Annotated in this window: 25 protein-coding genes; 19 read left to right on the top strand and 6 right to left on the bottom strand. The window is 38.7% G+C overall.

Annotation, left to right across the window (positions count from 1 at the left end; translation table 11 throughout):
- The first annotated feature begins 122 nt into the window (after nt 1-122).
- A complete protein-coding gene (locus tag BQ9859_RS05965; protein WP_075877335.1) occupies nt 123-800 on the top strand; it encodes a LytR/AlgR family response regulator transcription factor in 678 nt (225 codons plus the stop codon).
- 438 nt (nt 801-1238) lie between these two features.
- Here BQ9859_RS05965 and BQ9859_RS05970 read toward each other — a convergent pair whose 3' ends face one another.
- Nucleotides 1239-2219 (bottom strand): asparaginase, encoded by a 981-nt coding sequence (locus BQ9859_RS05970; RefSeq protein WP_143404386.1) that lies wholly within the window; start codon nt 2217-2219, stop codon nt 1239-1241.
- 527 nt (nt 2220-2746) lie between these two features.
- Between BQ9859_RS05970 and rsmG the strand changes: the two genes are divergently transcribed.
- From rsmG to BQ9859_RS05995, 5 genes are all read left to right on the top strand, one after another.
- Nucleotides 2747-3451: a 16S rRNA (guanine(527)-N(7))-methyltransferase RsmG gene (gene rsmG, locus BQ9859_RS05975; protein WP_075877337.1), complete on the top strand. Its 705-nt coding sequence runs from the start codon at nt 2747-2749 to the stop codon at nt 3449-3451.
- Between the two features lie 11 nt (nt 3452-3462).
- Entirely contained in the window at nt 3463-4227 is a 765-nt protein-coding gene (locus tag BQ9859_RS05980; RefSeq protein WP_075877338.1) for a ParB/RepB/Spo0J family partition protein, read from the top strand.
- An 18-nt stretch (nt 4228-4245) separates the two neighbouring features.
- Nucleotides 4246-5016, top strand: a complete 771-nt coding sequence (locus BQ9859_RS05985; protein ID WP_075877339.1) for a ParA family protein — start codon at nt 4246-4248, stop codon at nt 5014-5016.
- Between the two features lie 12 nt (nt 5017-5028).
- Nucleotides 5029-5907: a ParB/RepB/Spo0J family partition protein gene (locus tag BQ9859_RS05990; protein ID WP_075877340.1), complete on the top strand. Its 879-nt coding sequence runs from the start codon at nt 5029-5031 to the stop codon at nt 5905-5907.
- Nucleotides 5908-5995: 88 nt separating this feature from the next.
- Complete coding sequence (locus BQ9859_RS05995) at nt 5996-6628, top strand: DUF1287 domain-containing protein (RefSeq protein WP_075877341.1); 633 nt, start codon at nt 5996-5998, stop codon at nt 6626-6628.
- An 18-nt stretch (nt 6629-6646) separates the two neighbouring features.
- Here the strand turns inward: BQ9859_RS05995 and BQ9859_RS06000 are convergent, their stop codons facing one another.
- On the bottom strand, nt 6647-7174 hold the full coding sequence (locus BQ9859_RS06000) for a DUF5662 family protein (RefSeq protein WP_075877342.1): 528 nt from the start codon (nt 7172-7174) through the stop codon (nt 6647-6649).
- Between the two features lie 176 nt (nt 7175-7350).
- On the opposite strand from BQ9859_RS06000, the gene rpmE reads away from it, so the two are divergent.
- From rpmE to galE, 4 genes are all read left to right on the top strand, one after another.
- Nucleotides 7351-7554, top strand: coding sequence for a 50S ribosomal protein L31 (rpmE, locus tag BQ9859_RS06005; protein ID WP_075877343.1), 204 nt, complete (start codon nt 7351-7353; stop codon nt 7552-7554).
- A 103-nt stretch (nt 7555-7657) separates the two neighbouring features.
- Nucleotides 7658-8254 (top strand): thymidine kinase, encoded by a 597-nt coding sequence (locus BQ9859_RS06010; protein WP_075877344.1) that lies wholly within the window; start codon nt 7658-7660, stop codon nt 8252-8254.
- Between the two features lie 10 nt (nt 8255-8264).
- On the top strand, nt 8265-9446 hold the full coding sequence (locus BQ9859_RS06015) for an aminotransferase class I/II-fold pyridoxal phosphate-dependent enzyme (RefSeq protein ID WP_075877345.1): 1182 nt from the start codon (nt 8265-8267) through the stop codon (nt 9444-9446).
- A gap of 87 nt (nt 9447-9533) precedes the next feature.
- A complete protein-coding gene (gene galE / locus BQ9859_RS06020) occupies nt 9534-10535 on the top strand; it encodes a UDP-glucose 4-epimerase GalE (RefSeq protein WP_075877346.1) in 1002 nt (333 codons plus the stop codon).
- A 51-nt stretch (nt 10536-10586) separates the two neighbouring features.
- Here the strand turns inward: galE and BQ9859_RS06025 are convergent, their stop codons facing one another.
- Nucleotides 10587-11771, bottom strand: a complete 1185-nt coding sequence (locus tag BQ9859_RS06025; protein WP_075877347.1) for a VanZ family protein — start codon at nt 11769-11771, stop codon at nt 10587-10589.
- Nucleotides 11772-11909: 138 nt separating this feature from the next.
- On the opposite strand from BQ9859_RS06025, the gene BQ9859_RS06030 reads away from it, so the two are divergent.
- From BQ9859_RS06030 to ltrA, 7 genes are all read left to right on the top strand, one after another.
- A complete protein-coding gene (locus tag BQ9859_RS06030) occupies nt 11910-13094 on the top strand; it encodes a helicase-related protein (protein WP_235846403.1) in 1185 nt (394 codons plus the stop codon).
- Nucleotides 13091-13723, top strand: coding sequence for a ComF family protein (locus BQ9859_RS06035; protein ID WP_083662708.1), 633 nt, complete (start codon nt 13091-13093; stop codon nt 13721-13723). The genes BQ9859_RS06030 and BQ9859_RS06035 overlap by 4 nt, the downstream gene beginning before the upstream one ends.
- Before the next feature lie 16 nt (nt 13724-13739).
- On the top strand, nt 13740-13949 hold the full coding sequence (locus tag BQ9859_RS06040; protein WP_407940088.1) for a cold-shock protein: 210 nt from the start codon (nt 13740-13742) through the stop codon (nt 13947-13949).
- A 75-nt stretch (nt 13950-14024) separates the two neighbouring features.
- Entirely contained in the window at nt 14025-15173 is a 1149-nt protein-coding gene (locus tag BQ9859_RS06045; protein ID WP_075877349.1) for a hypothetical protein, read from the top strand.
- Nucleotides 15174-15370: 197 nt separating this feature from the next.
- Complete coding sequence (gene glmU / locus BQ9859_RS06050; protein ID WP_075877350.1) at nt 15371-16726, top strand: bifunctional UDP-N-acetylglucosamine diphosphorylase/glucosamine-1-phosphate N-acetyltransferase GlmU; 1356 nt, start codon at nt 15371-15373, stop codon at nt 16724-16726.
- 17 nt (nt 16727-16743) lie between these two features.
- The gene (locus BQ9859_RS06055) at nt 16744-17694 is read left to right on the top strand and encodes a ribose-phosphate diphosphokinase (protein WP_075877351.1); all 951 of its coding nucleotides are present in this window, start codon (nt 16744-16746) and stop codon (nt 17692-17694) included.
- 623 nt (nt 17695-18317) lie between these two features.
- The gene (ltrA, locus tag BQ9859_RS06065; RefSeq protein ID WP_075877353.1) at nt 18318-19610 is read left to right on the top strand and encodes a group II intron reverse transcriptase/maturase; all 1293 of its coding nucleotides are present in this window, start codon (nt 18318-18320) and stop codon (nt 19608-19610) included.
- Nucleotides 19611-19724: 114 nt separating this feature from the next.
- Here ltrA and BQ9859_RS06070 read toward each other — a convergent pair whose 3' ends face one another.
- Nucleotides 19725-20495: a hypothetical protein gene (locus BQ9859_RS06070; RefSeq protein WP_075877354.1), complete on the bottom strand. Its 771-nt coding sequence runs from the start codon at nt 20493-20495 to the stop codon at nt 19725-19727.
- Between the two features lie 108 nt (nt 20496-20603).
- Here BQ9859_RS06070 and BQ9859_RS06075 point away from each other — a divergent pair, with 108 nt between their 5' ends.
- Nucleotides 20604-21371: a polysaccharide deacetylase family protein gene (locus BQ9859_RS06075; protein ID WP_075877355.1), complete on the top strand. Its 768-nt coding sequence runs from the start codon at nt 20604-20606 to the stop codon at nt 21369-21371.
- 23 nt (nt 21372-21394) lie between these two features.
- Here the strand turns inward: BQ9859_RS06075 and BQ9859_RS06080 are convergent, their stop codons facing one another.
- Nucleotides 21395-22807, bottom strand: a complete 1413-nt coding sequence (locus BQ9859_RS06080; protein ID WP_075877356.1) for a DEAD/DEAH box helicase — start codon at nt 22805-22807, stop codon at nt 21395-21397.
- A gap of 118 nt (nt 22808-22925) precedes the next feature.
- On the opposite strand from BQ9859_RS06080, the gene BQ9859_RS06085 reads away from it, so the two are divergent.
- The gene (locus tag BQ9859_RS06085; protein ID WP_075877357.1) at nt 22926-23285 is read left to right on the top strand and encodes a Spx/MgsR family RNA polymerase-binding regulatory protein; all 360 of its coding nucleotides are present in this window, start codon (nt 22926-22928) and stop codon (nt 23283-23285) included.
- Between the two features lie 64 nt (nt 23286-23349).
- Here BQ9859_RS06085 and BQ9859_RS06090 read toward each other — a convergent pair whose 3' ends face one another.
- Nucleotides 23350-24135, bottom strand: coding sequence for a TatD family hydrolase (locus BQ9859_RS06090; RefSeq protein ID WP_075877358.1), 786 nt, complete (start codon nt 24133-24135; stop codon nt 23350-23352).
- Nucleotides 24136-24144 lie beyond the last annotated feature (9 nt).

The raw sequence follows: 24144 nt of genomic DNA on the forward strand, positions 1-24144 counted from the left end.
TTTTTATTTTTGGCTATTCCTTATTCGTTACAGCCTCTTTTTTTCTTTGAGAGATAAGGGCGAAAAGCACTTTTTTTTAGTAAATAATGATTTATAATAGGAATAGATAGGAGGATGAGAGTATGATCAAATTTGCTTTATTGGAAAATGAACGTACAGCAAAAGATATCATCTATGCTTTAGGTCAGCTGCTTTTCGATCGCGAATGGCTTTTTCGATGTTATTTAAAAGCAAGTGAACTTGCCGTGGCACAACAGAAAGAGCACTTTGATGTTGTCATCCTCAATGAAAAATTCGCCAATGCCCGTATTGAAAGCGTCTTTGTAAAACCTTTTGAAGATCGTATCATCATTTATGTGGATCATGGATCTTTCAATGCTGTCGAGGATGAGCGCCACCAGACATTTTCGATTTCTGCTGATAAAATATATGAAGATCTATCGGCTATTTCAGAGAAAATGTTTCATCGCTTAGCCGGCAAGGAAGAATATGTTTTCTCTTATAATAAAGTAAGGGTCATTTTGAATATCAATGATATTTATTATTTATCAAAGGAAGAGAAACTTGTTTGTTTTCATACACGCCGGGGATTGTTTAGTGAACGTGCCAGCATGAATGATATGGAAAATAAGTTTGCACCTTATGGTTTTCAAAGAATCCACGCATCTTTTTTAGTGAATATGCATCATGTTTTCGGGGTTGACGGAGATATGGTCCTTATGGATCAACAAGACCGCCTTCCTCTTTCGCGTTCCAACCGGCAGCGTTTTTTGGGGATAGTGGAACGTAATGAATATTAAAGTTTCAGCAAATTTTACCAGATAGTTGTGCAAATTTGCCGAATGACTTTTCTTGAAATAGGATTTGCATATAATGAAAGTAGAAAGAAAAGCAAGAGAGCGGTGGGAAGATGACAATATAAGAAGCCGGAATCTAAATCATCCGGCATAATCAGAACTATGGTGTAGGATACATCAAAAGAAATGCCTGTGAAAACGGGAAACAAAGATCCGGATGAGAGATTTCATGAAGGTTCTTCCTGATCATACAAACATATTGAATGAATGATTGTATACAAGATGCAGCATGCATAGATAACGAAACGTTCATGAAAGAAATCAAATAACTGGTTCCAATCGGAAATAACAAGAAAGGAAAAATGTTATAGGATGATGGAAACCAAAAAAAGTGAATAATGCAATGATAAAGGCGATGTGATGAGACATCGCCTTTATGGTTTAATATGTTTCAAAAAAAGTACGGATCTGTTTTTTATCTTTCGAGATCGAAAGAGCTAACATTAGCAGTATCCTGGCTTTTTGCGGAGAAAGTGTATAAGAAGGAATGGTGTCTTGATAAGGATCAAATGCGGAAGAATCAAAAACGATGCCTTGTAAGACACGGCTGGATCGAACGATTATCTTTGATTCTGAGAGAAAGTGTATCTGCTCTTTCCATGCGCTGCTGTAATTGCCGCTTCCGCTGCCGGCAATGACCAAACCTTCACAATTGTCAGACAGGGTAGAAAGCAGATGACTGTCTGCTCCGCAGTGATAATAAGCAATCGCAACCTTGGGGAGGGAATGTATCTCGTGTTGAGAAAAAATAGAATGCGCAGTATGAGGTTTATCGGTTTTGCTTAGAAAATATACATGATCGTCTCGCATATAGCCTAAACAGCCGAAATCGCCAATCTCAAAAGCATCTGTTTTATAGCTGTTGATCTTTTGGATGTCCCGGCCTGAATAGATCGTATCGGAAAATAAAGCAAGAACGCCGGCTCCTTTTGCTTCTTCGCTTGTAGCTAATGCAATTGCCTGATATAGATTCATGGGACCGTCCGCACTGGTTGCAGTTGCCGGGCGCATGGAACCTGTGATCACGACTGGTTTTTGATGGGCAATGGTTAGATTTAGGAAAAAAGCTGTTTCTTCCAAAGTGTCTGTTCCATGTGTAACAACGATACCGTCAACACTTGGATCAGCACCGTATAAATTGATGAGATCACGCAGCCGGCACCATTTTTCTTCATCCATATCATTGCTGTCTACATTGCACATCTGTATAGTGGTTAGATTTGCAAGCTCAGAAATCGCAGGGACGCTTTGTACGATTTCGTTAACATCGATTCTGCCTGCCTGATAATCGGCCGCTTTTCCTGCTTCTCCGCTGCCCGCGATGGTCCCTCCGGTCGCGATGATAATGATATTTTTTTTCATAGAATCTCCTTTCTTTGCGAGATTTTCCATTTTATCGACAGTTTATTCCAATGTGCTTTCTGATCATTTTCTTTTTGCTATAATAAAGATGAACAAAAAGAGATACCAAAAAATAAGAGAGCGGTGAGAACATGACAATAGAAAGCCGATGTGTGAAGAACCATCGATGATCGCTAAATTAACGATTGACATCTGCTGGTGAATTATTTTCATCAAAGTTCCATGTAATCCATAAGGAAATTGCCTGACCATTCGTACGCATGGAATGGGGAACAGCAGGTTGTCTATATTGAGCGAAAACACGAAGTGTGTCATAATAGAGAACAAAAGGGAACAGAGAATCTGTTCTCTTTTTTATCCGCATTGTTTTTTACAATGCGCATTTTCAGTATAGCATAGGTATATCATTTTTTTTTGTAAAATGTAAATTTGGAAATAAGGAAATTTTATGTATCAGTAAAACTAGCGAAAGTTACTATTTTGATTGATTCGGAAGTTTGCTATAATATACCTACTGGGGGAATCATATGGGTTCATTTACAAAAACGACCTTTTTAGAAAAATTAAAGGAACAGGGAGTTGTTCTTACACAGAGACAACAGCAACAATTTGCAGCATATGCAAAACTGTTGGCACAATGGAATGAAAAGATGAATTTAACTGCAATAGTGGAAGAAAATGCGGTTTATGAGAAACATTTTTATGATTCCGTCTTGCCATTTTTACATACAAATGCGACTTCTTTGTGTGATGTTGGTGCTGGTGCAGGTTTCCCAAGCATCCCAGTTAAGATTTTATATCCAGATCTAGAGATAACGATATTAGAACCTTTAGCAAAACGCATTCGTTTTTTAGAAGCATTATGCAGTGAACTGCAATTGACGAATGTGCATTGTTTGCATGTGCGTGCAGAGGAATATGCTGCTGCTCACCGGGAATGTTTTGATATCGTATCTGCAAGGGCAGTAGCTTCATTGCCGGTTCTCAGCGAGCTGTGTCTGCCATTGGTGCGTGTAGGCGGACAGTTTATCGCTATGAAAGGCCCTGGCGCAAAAGAGGAAGTGCTTGCTGCCAAACATGCAATCGAAACATTGGGAGCTCGATTGGAAAAACAAGAAGAAACACTATTGAGTGATGGTGCTGTACGTATCAATGTGTTTTATTATAAAGAAAAAACAACGAATAAAAAATATCCAAGGAATTATGGACAGATCAAGAAGCACCCATTGTAGGAGATGAAAGAATGAGAGAAAGCAAAACGATTTCCATCGATGAGATCCGACCAAATCCATATCAGCCTCGTATTGATTTTGATGATGAAGCATTGATGGAATTATCACAATCTATCAGGGAAAATGGCCTGATTCATCCGATCACTGTAAGAAAAGAAAAAGACGGTTATGAAATAGTAGCTGGAGAAAGAAGATATCGAGCCATGAAAATTGCCGGAATGATTGAAATTCCGGTTGTTGTGATTGATGCAGATGAAGTACAAATGGCAGAAATGGCGTTGGTAGAAAATATTCAGCGTGAAAATTTAAGTGCGATTGAAGAAGCAAAAGCGTATGTGCAGATCATGAAGACAAGCGGTATCAATCAATCGCAATTGGCGTTAAAAGTAGGGAAAAGCCAAAGTTCAATTGCGAATAAAATTCGCTTGCTGCAATTGGATGAAGAAGTGCAAAAAGCGGTGACATCAAGAAAAATATCTGAACGCCATGCACGAGCTTTACTGGCATTGCCAAAAGAAAAACAGGAAGCAGCAATGGAGACGATCGTAAAAAAAGGAATGACGGTTGCTCAAAGCGAAAAGATGATCCAAAAAGAAAAAGAGGAAAAAACTGTAAAGCATAAAAAAGTGTTGAAAGGATTGACTCGCAATATCAAGATTGGTTTGAACACAATTGAACAGGCTGTGTCTATGATCGAAAAAAGCGGGATCGAGATTCATCATGAGGTAATTGAAAAGGAAGAGGAAGTTATTGTTACGCTTCATTTTCCAAAATAGTTAGAAGGACGTGAAGAAATGGGAAAAATCATTGCGATTTCAAACCAAAAAGGTGGAGTTGGAAAAACGACAACAGCTATCAATTTAGCTGCTGGTTTAGGATACTTGCGAAATAAGGTATTATTGGTCGATTTTGACCCGCAGGGAAATGCTTCACAGGGAGTTGGAGCTGCAAAGGCTGAAAATCAGCTGACTGTATACAACATGCTGATGGAAGATTATACACCGGATGCTGTGATCGAACATTTGCGTAAACCGCCGATCGATATCATTCCGGCTAATATTTCTTTAGCTGGTGCGGATCTGGAGATGGTGCAATTTGAAGCTGGAAAAGAAGAATTATTAAAAAAGAAATTAGAGCTGGTAAGAGATCGATATGATTATATTATCATTGATTGTCCGCCGTCTCTTGGTTTATTGAATACAAACGCACTGACTGCAGCTGACTCTGTCATCATTCCTGTACAATGCGAATATTATGCATTGGAAGGTGTAACTCAGCTGTTGTTGACGATTCGTTTGGTGCAGCAGTTGTTTAATCCGCATTTGATGATCGAAGGCGTATTATTAACGATGTTTGATGCACGAACGAAGCTTTCCGTTGAGGTACAACAGGAAGTGCGCCAGCATTTTAAAGACCGTGTATATCATCATTACATTCCGCGGAATGTCAAACTGAGTGAATCACCTTCCCGTGGAAAATCTATATTTGAATATGATGTACGGTGTGAAGGGGCGAAGGCATACGCTGGATTAGCGAATGAAGTAGTCAAACAGAATAAGAAGTAGGGAGGTGGCAGCATGGCAAAAAAAAGTGAGGCACGTCTGGGGAAAGGACTTGCAGCAATTTTTGGTGAAGATGTCAGTGAAGTGTTGGAAGATATTCAACAAGGCAAATCAGATACACATGTCAGCGGACGTTTTGAAGTAGCAGTAGATCAAGTGCGTCCCAATCCTTATCAGCCGCGGAAGAGCTTTGATGAGGCGCGTTTAAAAGAACTGGCACAATCCATTCAGCAACATGGTGTTTTTACTCCGATCTTGGTAAAAAAATCAGTAGGCGGCTATGAATTGATTGCTGGTGAACGCCGTTTGCGTGCCAGTAAGATGGCCGGCTTGGAGAAGATCCCTGCTATAGAAATGGAATTTAATGATCAGCAGATGATGGAGATTGCCTTGTTGGAAAATATCCAGCGTGAAGATCTGAACGTAATCGAAGAAGCACAGGCATATGAAAAGATGATTCAGCGTTTAGGTTATACACAAGAAGAACTGGCATCTCATATCGGAAAATCGCGTGAACATGTAACAAATACTTTACGCTTGTTGAAGCTTCCTGTTAATTTGCAAGGATATGTGATCAATCATCAGCTTAGCATGGGACATGCTCGGGCATTGTTATCAATCAGTGATCCTCAGAAGATGGAAACACTGGCAAAAAAGATCATTCAGGAACAATTAAGCGTAAGAGCAGTTGAAAAATTAGTAAAAGAATTACAAAAGCCGAAAGAAAAGAAAAAAGAAAAAGAACGCGATATTCATATGGAAGCTGTCTGTCATCGATTGGAGGATCGTTTTCAGACAAATGTTACGATTGACAAACATCATATATCGATACGTTATGAGGATGTCAATGATCTCAATCGAATACTGGAAATACTGGGCGGACTGGAAGAGTAATATCATGAAAAACAAAGTCAGATTTTACAATTTGACTTTTTTCTTTTGCGGATATTGTATAGTATGATATTCTAAAATGGGTGATAGGATGAAACGATGGTATTTATGGATCCTGTTTTCTAGTCTGCTGGTTATTTCTTTGACGCTTTTGGATTTATTTGGAACATGGCAAGTAAGCAAGAGTGCGGCAGATTTTGGAATAGAGGAGTATCACAGCAGTCAAGACAAGAATAATAACGGCATCGATGATGTACATGACTTTGTTCTCGGGGCAAGAGCCTATATTCAAACAAATCCGCGATATGGGAGCCGTTATTATGCAGGAGGAACTCCCAATGACGGGTATGGTGTTTGTACCGATGTGATCAGCTATGCATTTGCTGCAGCTGGTTATTCTTTAAAAGATATGGTGAATGATGATATCATACAAAACCAGGAATTGTATGGAATTGATATTCCGGATGCCAATATTGATTATCGACGTGTGGATAATTTGCAAATTTATTTTCAACGTCATGCAACAGAATTGTCGTCCCTTTGTGAAGATCCCAAAGAATGGCAGCCAGGAGACATTGTCGTTTATCGACAGCATATCGGGATTTGCAGTGACCGCCGTAATTCACAAGGTTATCCTTTGTTGATTCATTTTGACGCATGGGGTCCCAGAGAAAGAGATGAACTGCATAATTCTACCATCATTGCACATTATCGCTGGCAATAAAAAAAGCGCCTTATGCGCTCAAGTATTTTTTAATATATCTTTGCGTATGTGCTGAATCGTGTCAGAAAGGCCATGTTCGCTTAAATATGTGAGCATGTGCAAGATAAGCTTATCCGTGTTGGGATGGATCATGATATGTCCTCTGCCGTTTAAATAATAGTTTAGAGCACTTTGATCAGTATATTGATCTTTCATATAAATTTGTGAAGCAGCAACACGGTCGCAGAACATCTCAACGACATAATTCGTAGGCATTTCCAAAGCCTGTACGCCATTTTTTCCGTTGTCTAGCCAGTATTCCCAATGATGTTTGTTTCTTCCTTTGTGGTGTAACCATCCTAAAGAATATCCCTTTACTTCTTTTTCGCGGTCAATTGGACTGCGATTTCCTTGAAAATAGCGAACACCGGCACAAAATTCAACAGGAGAATATTTGGAAAGATCATGTTTGATTCCTTGCGAATAGAGGCCGCATCGAAAACACAACCGCGTTACTTTTATTTTATGTTTTGTAATTGTCGTTAGATGACCTAAGAATCGATTCATATTTCCTCCTTGTATCGTCCTCATTTTATCACAAATATGGATCGATCCATCATTTTATTCTCATGAAAATAATATTTCTTGAAAAATCCGGTTGCGTATTTACGAATGCCTTGCTATAATATATAAGCACTTACTTTGGACCCACCTGAGGTCTAAGGCGGAAGGAGAGTATGAAAATGAAACAAGGCATTCATCCAGAGTACCATCGTGTTGTGGTAAAATGTACTTCCTGCGGTGCTGAATTTGAAACCGGATCAACAAAGAAGGAATTGCGTGTTGATACTTGCTCAAACTGCCATCCATTCTTTACTGGTCGTCAGCGTTTTGCTGCAGCACAGGGACGTATCGAGAAGTTCAATAAAAAATACGGACTTAAATAAAAAAATGGCGAATACTTCGCTGTTTTTTTTATGCCGAATAGGGAGTTTTTCTATTTAAAAATTGAGTTTGTGCTATAATGGGTGAGAAAAAAGGAGAATTGTTATGTATCAGCAATATCATGAAGGTTGGATCGAAGTTATTTGCGGATGCATGTTTGCAGGAAAAAGTGAAGAATTGATTCGCCGCATTCATGTATTGAGTTATGCAAAAAAGAAGATTCAAGTATTTAAACCGCGTATGGATGATCGTTATGCAATAGATGCTGTCGCCTCCCATAATGGTACAAGAATTCCCTGTCACGCAGTGAGAGATACAAATGAATTGGCTTCATTAGTAGAAAAAGACAGTGATGTCATTGCCATTGATGAAGTACAGTTTTTTGATGAAGCAATCGTCGGATTATGCGAACGCTATGCGAATGAAGGAAAGCGGGTAATGGTTGCAGGGCTTGATCTGGATTTTCGCGGAGAACCATTCGGCATCATGGGAGAATTATTAGCCAAAAGTGAATTTGTGACCAAATTAACGGCTGTATGTACTTGCTGCGGTGCACCGGCGACACGTTCGCAGCGATTGATCAATGGACATCCTGCTGCTTATGATGAAAAGGTTGTTCTGGTAGGAGCTAAGGAATGCTATGAAGCTCGTTGCCGGCATCACCATGTCGTAATACAGACGAGTCAAAAAAGAGAAGGGTAGGTAATGATGAATGAAACGTGCAAAACGAATGGAGTGTTTTCATCCTTCTATTTTTACAAAATTAGATGAAGAGAAGCAAAAACAGCAGGCAATGGGCAGGCAGATGCTTGATTTTTCAATTGGTTCACCGGATATTGCACCTGCAGAACATATCATTGCTGCATTGACAAAAGAAGTGGCCAAACCGGAAAATTATCGTTATGCCATTCATGATCTGCCGGCGCTGCAGGAAGCAATTGCCGCATGGTACCAACGGCGTTATGGCGTACAGTTAGATACGAACGGTGAAATTCTGACTTTGCAAGGTTCACAAGAAGCTTTGGCCAACATTGCATTAACCATCTGTGATCCAGGCGATTATGTACTGGTGCCGGATCCTTATTATCCGATCTTTGCGGATGGACCACGATTGGCAGGTGCCAATATTTGGTTCATGCCTATGCGTGAAGAAAACGATTATCTGATTCAATTTGATGACATCCCAGAAGAAATAGCTGAAAAAGCAACTTTGATGATCGTTTCTTATCCGAATAATCCGACCGGAGCAACGGCAAATGATGATTTTTACAATCAATTGATTGCTTTTGCAAAACGCTGGGGAATTGCTGTTTTACATGATAATGCATATAGCGAACTTGTTTTTGACGGAACATTAGGGAAAAGCTTTCTGTCATATGAAGGGGCAAAGGATGTTGGGGTCGAACTGAATTCTTTTTCCAAGACATATGGCATGGCTGGGGCGCGTTTAGGCGTTCTTGTGGGGAATGCACAAATCATCGATGGATATAAGATACTAAAATCGAATATGGATTATGGCATCTTCTTGCCTGTTCAAAAAGCAGGGATCGTTGCTTTGAATGCAAACCAGAATTGCGTAGCAGTTACACGAGATGCATATGAGCATCGAAGGAACCTGATGGTCAAGTGTTTTAGAGAAGCCGGCTGGATGTTGAATCCAAGCAAAGCTACCATGTTTGAGTGGGCAAGGATCCCGCAAGAATTTGAGGATAGTGAAACTTTTGCAGTTGAGCTTTTGAAACAATGCGGGATCATCGTTACACCAGGAACAGCATTCGGTCCTGAAGGAAAACGCTATGTGCGTTTGGCTTTGGTAGTGGAGGATGATCAAATTATTGAGGCAGGAAAACGATTAAAAGATTGTACATTCTTTCAGAGAAACCATGTACAATGAGAAGGAGCAGATGCATTTTGCTATATAGAATGCTATAATGCAAGAGTGAATAAAAATAGGCTGCTATTTTTAGAGAGGATGTAAGGTATGGAAATTCTAGTTAGTGGTGGAACGGGTTTTATTGGTTCGCATACATGCGTGGAGCTGTTAAATGCAGGTTATGAAGTTGTGATCATCGATAATCTATACAATTCACAGCGGGATGTCATCGATAAAATTGAGAGCATAACAAATAAAAAAGTTACTTTTTATGAAAAAGATTGTAAAGATGAAGATGCGTTAGAAGCGATTTTTGATAAACATGATATTGCGGCAGTTATTCACTTTGCTGGATATAAGGCAGTGGGAGAATCTGTTGCCAAACCATTGATGTACTATGAGAATAATATCATGACGACATTGGCGCTTTGCAAAGCAATGCGCAAGCATAATTGTAAATGTTTGGTTTTTTCTTCCAGTGCTACTGTCTACGGAGATCCGCAGCGAATTCCGATCGATGAAGAATGTCGACTGGGGCCTACGACAAATCCTTATGGAACGACTAAATTGATGATCGAACAGATTTTACGCGATCTTTACCGTTCAGATGATGAATGGAATATTGCATTGTTGCGTTATTTTAATCCAATCGGAGCACATAAAAGCGGTCTTTTAGGAGAAAGCCCAAATGATATTCCGAATAATTTGATGCCTTATATCGTAAAAGTGGCAAATAAAGAGCTGCCGTTGTTGCATGTGTTTGGAAATGATTATGATACACCAGACGGTACCGGAGTACGTGATTATATCCACGTAGTGGATCTTGCCAAGGGACATGTAAATGCAGTACATAAGCTCTTGCATGAACATATAGGTGTAGATGCCTATAATCTGGGGACAGGAAAGGGATACAGTGTATTGGACGTCGTTCACGCATTTGCGAAAGTAAATGAGGTAGATGTTCCATATCAAATTGATCCCCGCCGTCCTGGGGATATTGCAACCTGCTATGCTCAACCGGATAAAGCATGGAAAGAACTTGGCTGGAAAGCAGAGATGGGACTGGAAGAAATGTGCAGAGATGCATGGAATTTTGTCAAAAAAGCATAGATAATGAAAAGCTATCTAATCCTGAAATTAGATAGCTTTTTCATTGTTAGATCAAACATTGTGATGGTTGATCTTTTCAGTTCTGGAAGGCGCAGTTATCGTGCTGATGTTTATTGTGTGAGAACAGCGGATATAAGCGGGTTGAATTTCGGAGGTAAATAAAGATCCTAAAGTGAGAATCATCTGAAAAATATAAATGAAACCGCAGAAAAAAGTGATAAAAAGAACAGCAGGCTGAATGCTTATCTGCAAGATCATTTGTGAGTAGACGATATAGATCATGCCAGCCATTAAAACAGGCGGCAATAAACAATAAGTGATCGCAAAGAGAGAAGATCGAATCAATAATTGCATGAAAGATGGAGCATGATTCTTATCATTCATTAATTGCAGATGTACGAGCAGTTTTCCGATTGTCTTTCCTTTCGTTATCCAAGGAATGATCAGGAAGAATAAGCAATAGGTGATCGCACAGTATAAGATGCCCCAACGGATACGAAATGCTAGAATCCCATAGTGACTGCATACTTTCGCTATTAAGAAAGCACAGAAGAAAGTGAATGCAAGATCAATACCAGTTGCAATTCCTCTTCGCAATGGGGAAACCTGTCTTCCTCTGTGATAGGCTACTTCATCCAATCGTTCTCTTTTTGGCAAGAAAAAAGTGAATAAGGGTGTCAATAAAAAGCCCAATAAGCCGCCGGTAGTATTCCAAATCAGATCATCTACTTCAAAAAGACGGTAAGGACGAGGATAAATTCCAAATAAAGCACTTCTCTGTATCAACTCAAAAGACAAAGATAACAAGAAAGAGAGAAGGATGGTTTGCCACCAGCTTCTTTTAAAATAGTAATGCAGATAGACACCAAAAGGGAATACGAGTAGGATATTGAAAAAGACCTGAAGAAAATTAGGAGAGAACAATGTGGCAAGATAAGTAGATGGATCACTGATGATGAGCGGACTTTCATGCAAGATCAGCCCAATACTGTGAAATGGACGTAATTCATAAATTGGCTGGGTGCTGTTTAGCACTTCTTCGAAAGTAGGCAAAGGCAAGATGGTTAAAAAATAAGCGCACATGAGATAAAAGATGAAAGAATAGATGATCAGTGTACGCAGAATGAGGATAGCACCATATTTATGATATTCCCAGATCATATATGGTATGGTCAATAATAAAGCGATAACAGGAAACAGCAGGATGGCTGTTCGTATTGTTTGTATGTAAATCATTTAAAATCACCCCTATAAAGTGATACAAGCGTATCACTTTTTCTATAGAAATGGCAAGTAGGAATAATTAAAAATTTAGAGCACACGAGTTAGCGAAAAAGCAGATAAATACGTATAGAAATATTGAAAGGAGAAGATATGAAACAAGTCATGTGTTGTCAGCGTTGTGGTAACACAAATAAAGAGCTTTTTTTCAATGATCGTGGCATTTGGTATTGCCGCCGTTGTATTGCTTTCGGAAGGATCAATGTAAATGAGAGGCCGGTTTCACTAAAATGGAAAGCGAAAACAATAGCATGTTCTTATCAGCTGCCTTATGAATTGACAAATTTGCAGAAACAAGTGGTTCAGCAAGTATGTCATTATTTAGAGAATAAAGAGAACGTATTGATTTATGCAGCAACAGGTGCAGGGAAAACGGAACTTACAATGGAAGCAATTTGCCGCTATATTCAAGAAGGAAAGAAGGTGGGATTTGCCATATCGCGCAGACAGGTCGTGTTAGAGATTGCACAAAGAATGCAAGAAGCATTTCCTATGTTAAATGTAATTGCTGTCTGTGAAGGATATACTTCTGTTATCCAAGGAGATCTGATCGTATGCACAATGCATCAATTGTATCGTTATTATGGAGTGTTTGATTTATTGATCATGGATGAAGTGGATGCATTTCCTTACAGAGGCAATGCTTTGTTAAAAACGATAGCAATGAATGCTTGTATCGGGGAGATCCTTTATTTGACTGCAACACCGGATCAAGAAATGATCGAAGAAGTAAAAGAAGGTAAATTAAAAGAAGTAACTTTATTTGAGAGGCCGCATGCCCATCCGTTAGTGATTCCGAAGCTGCTGCATGCACCAACGGGGATCCTTCACCTTTTTCTAATTCAGTTTTTGTTTGATAATCATCATAAACAGAAACAAACGATTGTTTTTGTGCCTACCATTCGTATGTCCCTTTGGCTGTCATTTGTATATCGTCTTTTATTTTCCTGTGCTTCGCTTTCTTCCAAAAGCAAAGATAGAGATACCATATTGGAAATGTTTAGAGAAAGAAAAGTGGAAATTCTTTTCGCAACGACTGTATTGGAAAGAGGAATTACGATTCCCGATGTACAGATTGTGGTGTTTCATAGCGAACACCCTGTTTTCTCGACAGCAAGTTTGATCCAAATGATTGGCAGAGCAGGCAGGAAGAAAGAATATCCGGATGGGAAAGGATTATTTTTATGTACCTATATCACAGAAGCTCAAACAAAGTGCATATCGGAACTAAAACGAATGAATGCTTCTTTGGAAAAAAGGGTGAATGAAATCGGATGAAATACTGTTTGATATGTTTATGCGAGCTGCAAGATCATCAAACGTTACAGCAGTGGTTATTCATGGAGGATCCTTTATGCAAAGAATGCAGAGCACAATTTTGCCCAGTCAACAGAAAAGTGCAGATCAACGGATTAAATATATTTGCTTTTTATCTGTATGATTCATTTATGGAAGCCTTGTTGTTTCAAATGAAAGAAGGGAGAGATATTGCATTAGCACCTCTATTCTTTCTGCCGTTTTCCAGATGGTTTCACCAGCATCGGCATCTAAAATGGATTTTGATGCCAAGCAGTGAGCATAAATTCATAGAAAGAGGTTTTTCACCATTAAGGGAGATGCTGAAAAATATTCCAGGATTGCTTTATGAGCCATTATACAAAAAAACAGATTTCAAACAATCCAAACGTTCAAAAGTAGAAAGAGCACAAGTATCGCAAGAAATCTTTTTAAAAGAAGAATATCCGATTCCACAGGGTCATCTGTTATTAATAGATGATGTCTGTACGACAGGAGCTACGTTGCAGCGTGCATATCAGTTGTTAAAAACGCATAATAATGAGATAGAGGCAGTCGTACTTTGTATACATCCATTGTTGTTGGAACAAAATAAGAAACGGTCTCGATGAAAAAGGAGGGGAGATTTTGGAAGGTAAAGTAAAATGGTTTAATTCAGAAAAAGGCTATGGTTTCATTAGTAATCAGGATAACCAGGATGTGTTTGTTCATTACACACAAATACAGATGGAAGGTTTTAAAGTATTAGAAGAAGGAGATATCGTTTGTTTTGAAATATTTGACAGTCCGAAGGGGCCACAGGCACAAAATGTTAGAAAAATAGGATGCGAGAAATAGAAAACTCGCATTTTTTATATAGTGTAAACCCACTGCTTATGATAGAATATGTATATCTCTTAAGGAGGTTTTTAGATGAAAAAGGAAGAGCAAAATAAGCAGATGCAAGATACATCTGATCAGGAGTTAGATGCTTTGTTAAAAGATTTTCATGAACAGGATGATCTTCATGAGAAAATCCAGCAGTTTAAAAAGAAAAAAGCAGCGGCAAATATTCGACAGGAAACAGAAATGTATCAACGACCAGAAACCGAGATAGAATCTGTTCAACATACTTCCACATCGGCATTGGATCAACTGAAGTCAATAAAAAATGAGGAGTCATTAGAAAAAACTACAGTAATATCTGTTGCGGAAGAACAGCCGGAAGAGCAGACAAAAGAGTTAGAAGTTGAAAGTGAAGATACAAACGCAACCGTGATCATCAGCGAAGATGATATGCGTCATCTTGTAGAAGAAGAGGAAAGAAAAAAACAACAGAAGAAAAATGATAAGCAAGCAAATGCAAAAAAATATAATACAGATAACAGTTCATTGCGTTCTGTGAAAGAGGATGAAGAAAAAGATCATCGTCTGAACAAGATCATTACATATATTGTAATTGGAATCATTTCTATTGCAATTTTAGTTGGGATCTTTTTTGCTGTAAGAGCAATTATTGGTTCAGATGCAAAACCAACACAAGATCAACAACAGGAAAGCGAGTCTACAACGGATAGCGAACAGGATTCTTCCATCAGTGATAGCCAGATCGAAACAAATCATGATAAAGAAATATCAGAGATCAATGGACAGATCCAATCATATCAAGATGAAATTTCTTATTACCAGTCATTGATCAGCGATGAAAATACAAAGTTGGAAAATGCGAAAAGTACCTTATCGAAAGCCGAAACAGCTTATCAAAATGCAAAGGCAAAATTAAATTCTTCTGAATTTACGAATGCAGAATCAGAATTAGCACGTTTGAAAGCACAGCAAGAGAGTGAAACAGACGAATCAAAACGAGCAGAGCTGCAAACACAGATCGATGCAGTTAATAAGCAAATTGAAAGCATCAATAGTGAGTATCAGCAAGCAGGCATTACCTATGAGAGCGCACAAAGAGAATATGAGTCTTTACAAGGTACGACAAGTGCCAATATAGAAGATTACAATTCTAAGATTTCAGACTTAAATAATAAGATCACGGATCTACAAAATCAATTAGCAAAACTGCAGTAAGAATGACTGAACCACAGTCATTCTTTTTTTATGAAAAGAAAGTGCGTAGTGAACAAATAATATAATGAGAAAAAAGAACGAGATATGGAAAAAATAGGTTTTTTTTCATTCTACATTGGATTTTACCGGAGTTTACCTTTTTTTTGCCTATATTTTTTGTTAAAATATACAATGAGATGATAATGGAGGTAATAGAAATGCGTTCAGCAATCGTACTTGCCGCAGGCAAGGGAACTAGAATGAAATCTTCTCTGAACAAAGTCATGCACCCCATATCCAATAAACCGATGATCGGACATATCGTATCCAGCTTAAAAAAAGCAGGAGTAGAGAACATTGTCGTTGTTGTCGGTCATGGGGCAGAGAGTGTAAAAGACTATCTAGGAGAGAGCGTTCAGTATGCTTTGCAAGAGCCTCAGCTTGGAACAGGGCATGCCGTTATGCAGGCACAAAGTTTAAAAGATGTGGATGGAGATACATTGATCCTATGTGGGGATGGACCATGTATTCAAAGCGAGACGATCGAGGCTGCATTTGCGGCAAATGAAAATAGTGAAATGACCGTATTGACTGCACTGCTTCCAAATGGGGAACATTATGGACGAATCGTACGCGGAAACGATGGAAGTGTAGAAAAAATTGTAGAAGCGAAAGACTGTACGAAAGAACAGTTGGAGATCAAAGAAATCAATACGGGTATTTTTTGTTTCAAGAATAAATTATTATTTGAAAATCTAAAAGAAATTGGAAACGAGAATGTACAGAATGAATATTATTTGACAGATTTGGTTGAGATATTCAATCGTAAACAATTGCGTGTCAATGCAATGATCGTAAAAGACCCGCAAGAAACGATGGGAGTAAATGATCGAATTGACCTGGCAAAGGCACAGAAATGGATGACACGGCATGAATGTGAAAAACATATGCGCAATGGGGTGACGATCATTGATCCGGATACTACATATATCGATGTAGATGTAGAAATTGGACAAGACAGCATCATCTACCCAAATGTGATCATTCAAGGTGAAACAAAAATCGGGGCAAATGTAACAATATTATCTAATTCGTTCTTGCGCAATGCTGTTATTGCAGATAATGTGACTATTGATTCTAGCAAGATCGTTGAAAGCAGTGTAGGTGCACATACAACGATCGGACCAATGAGCCATTTGCGCAACCACACAGAAATTGGTGAAAATTGCCGTATCGGTAATTTTGTCGAATTTAAGAATTCTCATTTTGGCAATGGAAGTAAATGTGCACATTTAACTTATGTTGGAGACGCTGATGTAGGCAGCGGTGTGAATTTTGGTTGTGGTGTCGTTACTGTAAATTATGATGGCAAACATAAATATCGCACGACGATCAAAGACGGTGCATTCATTGGAAGCAATTGTAATTTGATTGCGCCAGTAACAATTGGAGAGAATGCACTTTTGGCAGCAGGCTCAACAATAACGGATTCTGTAAACGATGGAGATATGGGCATTGCCCGCAGCCGTCAACAAATTAAAGTTGGTTATGGAACAAAATATAAAAATAAATAAAGAGAGGATCGTAAAAAATGGAGAAAACACTGGTATTTGCATTAAGTTCAAGTGTCGAATTGGCAAATGAAATCGTAGCTGAATTAGGGTTACCTTTGGCTAAATGTGAAGTAAAACATTTTGCGGATGGAGAAATCATGGTAGAACTTGGACAGTCTGTTCGTGGAAAACACGTTTACATCGTTCAATCTACTTGTAATCCGGTTTCTACGAATTTGATGGAAGTTCTGATTGCAATTGATGCATGCAAGCGGGCAAGTGCAGCACACATTACGGTGATCATGCCGTATTTTGGATATGCACGTCAGGATCGTAAAGCGAGACCGCGTCAGCCAATTACATCTAAATTAGTTGCTTCTTTATTGGAAACAGCAGGAGCAAATCGCGTGATTACAATGGAACTGCATGCAACACAGATTCAAGGATTCTTCGATATTCCCGCAGATGATATCAGTGCCATGAGCATCATTGGCAACTATTTCCGTTCTATCAATCTGGATAATGTGGTTGTTGTATCTCCGGATCATGGAGGTGTCACACGTGCACGCAGACTTGCAGAGATGTTGCATGCACCTTTAGCTATCATTGATAAACGACGTCCAAAACCAAATGTTGCAGAAGCAATGAACCTGATTGGTGATGTCGATGGGAAAACAGCCATCCTTGTAGATGATATTGTGGATACTGCAGGAACTTTGGTATCTGGAATCCAGATGCTTCGTGATAAGGGAGCAAAAGCAATTTACGCAAGTTGTGTACATGCTGTATTGAGCGAGCCTGCAATCGAACGCTTGCAAGCTGCTGACCTTGCCGGATTTGTTTGTACGAATACAATCGATCAGAGCGAGAAAGTAAAACGATATGACCGTATGAAGGTCCTGTCTGTTGGACCAGTGCTTGGCGGAGTGATCCGTGCGATGGAACACGATCGTCCAGTTAGTGAAGTACTCTCTGTCTTTGCTAAATAAATCAGTTTATTCATACCTGACTTTATTTACATAAGGAATATTATGAAAAAGCCATTCATCTTCACATCGAATGGCTTTTTATATGTGTGCCGGGCATGGCACGAATTCAGTTGGAGATAAGCCAACCACAGGTAGTTACCGCCAAGTGTAGCGAACCACAAGTCGTTAACAGTGATGTTGAGGATGGAGGAAGTGGTGTAGCGATTCTTTCGAGCGTACGAACAGAAACCGGATATAAGGCTAAATGGTGGATAAGGTTGCATATCAAACCGAAGTCCAAAAGGTAAACGTAAAACCAAGACAGTAAATCAGGACGTTGTGAAAGAAACAGGATTCGTGAATTACCCCGGGAGGTCTTGTGGACGATGAAATCCAATATCTTTAAAATCAGTGATGGTAACATCGGTCGAAAAAGGTTTACCACAAGAAGTCAGCTGAGGTCGTAGTAGGTAGAGACATCTATACCCAAGGACCTAATGTTTATATGGTGCAGCTCACCATGCGCAATGTTTGGATAGTTCGAAATCGAGGATAGTTCCATAAGTGGGAATCGTAATCCCATGGGAATGAAGGTAGAGGGAATGGTTCCAAATATATTTACAAAAGGAAGGAGAAGCAACAACATGAAATTGATCGAAGTGATCTTAAGAGATGAAAATCTCGAAGAGGCAATCAAAAGAGTCAAAAGTAATAAAGGTGTACCTGGCATTGATAAGATGACAGTGGATGAAATTGACGAGTATTTCAAGGCCTATAGGGAACAGATAAAGAAACAGATACTGGCGAAGAAATACAAACCTCAACCTGTAAGAAGAGTCTATATTCCTAAATCAAATGGAAAGAAAAGACCCCTGGGAATTCCAACAGTAGTAGACAGGGTCATCCAACAGGCGATAGCTCAAGTGTTATCAGATATTTATGATAGTAAATTCAGTGAGAATAGTTTTGGATTTCGACCAAACAGGAGTGCACATGATGCCATCCTGCGAACACTGGACTACTTAAATGAAGGATACGAATGGGTCATCGATTTAGATATAGAAGCATACTTCGATACAGTAAATCACGATAAATTAATTTCAATACTTAGAGAGCATGTGAATGATTCGACAACATTGCATTTGATTCGTAAATTCCTGCAGGCAGGAATCATGGAAAATGGTTTTGTCAAAGCAAATGCCATAGGAATGCCACAAGGAGGACCTCTAAGTCCAATTCTATCAAATATTTACTTAGATAAATTTGATAAGGAACTGGAAGAAAGGGGACTATGCTTTGTGAGATATGCAGATGACAGTAATATCTTCGTTAAAAGCGAGATGGCAGCAAATCGAGTGATGAAGTCCGTCACATCATGGCTGGAGAGAAAATTATTCCTAAAAGTCAGTGCAACCAAAACAAAGGTAGTACGACCAACGAATAGTAATTTTCTAGGTTTTACATACTGGAAGAACTCATCAAAATGGGAATGTATTCCTACAAAGAAGAGTAAGAAAAGCCTGTATGATAAATGTCGAAAGGAACTCATTCGAAAGAAATGTGTAGCACAGACCAACGCTAAAACATTCACCAGGACAAACCAAATCGTCAAAGGATGGATAAACTACTTTCGAATCGGAAGGATGAAGAACTTCATCGATGAATTTGGACAATGGTTAAGGCACAAAATAAGGGTCATCATCTTAAAACAGTGGAAAGTACCACCGAGGATATATAAAAATCTACAAAAGTTGAATGAGAAATTGCCATATCACTTCAGTGATGAACAACTCTACTCGGTAGCGAATACAAGGCTTGGCCTATATAAACAAGCAAATGGGAATGTAATTAATTTCTTACTTAATGCGGATATTCTAGCCATAAGAAAAGAGGAAAGACCTGGATTGGTCAATCCTCTAGCATACTATCTAAGATAGGTTGTATTAACATATAAATGTAGCGCCGTATACGAGACCCGTACGTACGGTGCAATGAGAGGGGCGAAGATTAATTTCTTCCCTCTACTCTATTGTTTATCTGCTTGTTGCATCTTATACAGGCAATGCAAAGATGGTTTCTATCCATTGTGACCAGCCTTCTTGATAGAGACGATGTAAACCGTCTTTTCCATGTTCCCGATAAATGTCATCAATGTAGAATAAAGCGGAAATGGTGGTAAATTGATCCCAAAAAGAGAGCTTGGACAAAGAGTGAAGAATCGTTTGCTGGATGTTTGGGGAATCTATAAAATAAGTTTCGTACAAAGTTCCAAATGCCTTTTCTCTAGCCTGATCATAGTGGTCAGTATAAAGATGATAATCATCTGCTTGTTCGTTCCATGATAAATAAGTAGCAAATCCTTCAATAAAAGAATGATAATTTAAGAAAGCCTTATAAGATGGTGCATGAAAAGGGTGAACGTGTTTTAAATAAGAACAAGTCGTTTCATAATGCAGGGTATGTAAGATCAAATACATCATTTGCGACACGATTGAGGTCATATTAGCACATTGGATCAGATCTATCACATAATATTGTTTTTGGTCCATTACAAATTTACTAAAAAAATGTTTGGATCCTACAAGCAGGATAATCCTAGTATTTTCCAAATATTTGGATAATGCAGGAAACAATGTTGTATAAAGATCTTTATTAAAATTAGGAAAATCAGTTAAGGATCGTTTTGTTCTGTTTTTTAATTCCAGTACGACTTCTTTACGATGAGGATCAAGAGGACATCGGTCGATAGGGAAAGGAAAGCTTTCCAGATTCAAAGGCTTATCTGTTAGATATTGGTCAATGATATGGGTATCTATTTGCATAAAATCACCTAACACTTATTATACGTTGCCTATTCTAAAAAGAAAAGCGATAGGAACTGCAATACATAAAAATGATGTAGCAGGGCAGATTATGTTTGAGGTGAAACTGTGAAAATAACGACAAAAAAATATATCTCTATTGGAATGGCAGGCGTGTTGATCTTGGCATGCTGGATGGGAATGAAAACAAAAGAAGAAACAGTTTATCTGGAAGCGCAGCCTGTATTGGCGCAAGAAGACGAAGGAAAAAAGATCATCTATTTGACTTTTGATGATGGTCCTAGTCAAAACACAGAAGCAGTATTACAAATGTTAGCAGAAGCTGATGCAAAAGCTACTTTTTTTGTTACAAATGAATTTCCCGCATATATCAATTTGATTCGTGAAGAAGAACAACAAGGGCATACAATCGGTATCCACACGTATTCTCATAAATATGAAGAGATCTATCAAAACAGTGATGCTTATTTTAGTGATATTGAAAAAATGCAAGAGATCCTATATGAACAAACGGGGAAAAAGAGCAAGGTACTGCGTTTCCCCGGGGGAAGCAGCAATACGATATCAAGAAATTATTGCAATGGCATCATGAGCCAGCTGACAAAAGAGGTCATGGAAAAAGGTTATGCTTATTATGATTGGAATGCAACAAATGGAGATGGGGACACAAGTTTAGATGCATCTGCATTGATAGAAAAAGCAAAAAAAGAGATTGGATCACAGGATGTTGTCATGTTATTAATGCATGATGGTGCAGGCAATGAGGAAACAGTAAAAGCCTTGCCCCAAATTTTGCAGTATTGCAAAGAGCAAGGCTATGAATTTCGTGCAATAGATGAGACGACTCCTGTATTCCATCACCATGTTAATAATTAAAGGAACACTCAGGTGTTCCTTGATCATTTTATTGCTTTTTCCACTCGAATGTGTTTCTTTTTGATCGTTTGGGTTTGAAAGGCTTGCAAGACATGTTCGCCTTTTCCATTTAAGATTTCTACATACGAGTTGTGTTCCTGTACCTTTATGACTCCGATATCTTCACTTGTCACACCATCGATGGCGCATATTGCGCCAACAAGATCTCCAGGGCGGATCTTTTTGCTTTTGCCGGCAAAAATACAAAGCTTCATGACATCTTGATAGATGAGATCTTCTTTTTGTACTTTTGGTTTAATAGGGCTCCGCAGCTGATCAAACGAAAATTGTCTGTTCAGCTCAAGGGATTGAATGGAAAAATACGGATAGATTTCTTGCAGCTGTTGAAAAATTGACAAAGAGGATGGTCCTACCAAAGAAACAGCTAATCCTGCTTTTTTCATACGTGCGCTTCGTCCTACACGATGAATATAAGATTGTGCTGTAAGCGGGAAGTCATAGTTGATAATGAGGGAAATATCATCAATATCTAGACCGCGGGCGGCTACATTGCTTGCAATCAATATACGTGTCTGACCATCACGAAAAGCCTGCAAAGAAGCAAAACGATCTTCTTGTGTCTGTTTGCCATGCAATGTAGAGATAAGCAGATCCAGTTTGGACAGCTGCATGCTCAGCTGTTGTGCGGCTTCGATCGTATTCATGAATATGATACAGCGTGTAATGGAAAAAGATTGCAGTATGTCTAGTAAACCAGAAAACTTTTCTTCATCTTTGATTGCATAAAACAACTGTGTTAATTGTCTGGGAAATATATCGGCATCTTCTTGGATCCAGTTGGCGGATGTAATATGCTTTTGGATAAACTGTCGAATTTCATCTGGAAATGTAGCTGAGAAACAGGCGGTCTGTTTCTGCTTAGGCAAATAAGAGATGATTTTTTCTAAGATAGGACGAAAACCTAAATGAAACATTTCATCTGCTTCATCGCTGATCAACATAGAAATATTATGGAGATCTACTGTTTTTTCTTGTATATGTTGGTAAAGTCTTCCAGGAGTAGCGACAATCACATGTGTGCGCTGTTTCATATCTTCTTTTTGATCATGAAACGATTGTTTGCCAACTAGCATTTGATGATGTGTGTGCAGATACAAACCGACTGCGTCCAGTGTCCGTTTTACTTGTTGTGCTAATTCTCTGGTTGGAACAAGGATCAATGCCTGCGGAAAAAAAGAATCAAAAGAAATACACTGTAAGATGGGGATAACATAAGCCAGTGTCTTCCCGCTGCCAGTCATTGATTGAACGACCATATCTTCTTTTTCTAGCATCTTAGGAATTACTTTTTCTTGTATGGGTGTCAATGTTTCATAGTGCATCGAAGATAATGCTTTTTGTAAAGGCGCGGAAAGTTTCAACTGTTTAAATTCCATTTATATCCCTCCTGTGGTGGATAGTATATCACAAAATGACCTATGAAAAAAGAAAGAGAGAGTAGATTGTTCGCTACTTTTTCCTTGTTATGGTAAAATACGGGCAGAGGTGAATGAAATGACAATATTGATATGGTATCCGAAATGTTCTACATGCCAAAAAGCAAAGAAGAAATTAGAAGAGTTAAAAGTTCCTTTTACGCTTCGTCATATTGTGGATGAAACGCCCAGTATGAAGGAATTGCAAAATTGGATGAAACTAGGCGGATTGGAATTAAAACAATTGTATAATACATCAGGAAATCTTTACAAAGCATTGAATATGAAAGAAAAACGAAAAGAAATGAGTGAAGAAGAACAACTGCAATTATTAAGCGAGAATGGCATGCTGCTCAAAAGACCAATCCTGGTTGGAGAACACCAAGTGCTTGTTGGCTATCGCGAAAATGCGTATGAAGAATTTGCCAAAATAAATTAAGTATAAAAGGATGCTTTCAAATCGGGTGAAGGCATCCTTTTTCAGCTGTATATAACAATTCTTCTTATTTGTTTAGTATGGTATCGTTCATTTGAATGAAGTTCTGATAGTTTTCTTTTATTTGTTCGCTTAGTATTGCCGGATCGGTATTTCTGCATTCACAAATTTTTTCAAAGGTGTATCGTACATACATCGGTTCATTTTCTTTTCCCCGAAATGGAACAGGCGTGAGATAAGGGCTGTCTGTCTCTGTTAGAATCCGTTCAACAGGAACAGATTGTGCAACAGCTGGCAGATTTCTTGCGTTTTTAAAGGTCAGGGGACCTGCAAAAGAAATATAGCCGCCCAATCGTATGGCCTCCATGGCTGTTTCTATGCTGCCGCTGAAGCAATGCAACACGAAGGGTGTTTCAGCGTATTTCTTTATTAAGGTCATGCCATCTAGTGTAGCATCTCTCATATGTACGCTAAAAGGCAACTGATATTTAACGGCTAATTGTATTTGACGAATAAAGGCTTGTTGTTGAATTTCTTTTACTGTATCTTCATAGTGGTAATCTAGACCAATTTCACCGATGACATCGATCTTGTTTTGCTTACATAAATTTTCAAGGTCTTCATAATCCTGTTCCGTAAGTTCATAAGTGTCACATGGATAAAAACCATAGGCAATTTTTATAAAATCATATTGTTGTTTTAGTTGCCATGCACGGTCGAATTCTTCACGCTTGCAACAAACGACCAATAATTGAGAAACATGGTTCTGTCGGCAGTTTTGCAGGATTTCTTCCACTCTTCCATATAAGCGATCACAGGTGATATGGCAATGTGAATCTATGTATTGAATCATATAGCTACC

It is taken from the genome of Merdibacter massiliensis, assembly GCF_900155395.1.
In the GTDB taxonomy this organism is placed as follows: domain Bacteria; phylum Bacillota_I; class Bacilli_A; order Erysipelotrichales; family Erysipelotrichaceae; genus Merdibacter; species Merdibacter massiliensis.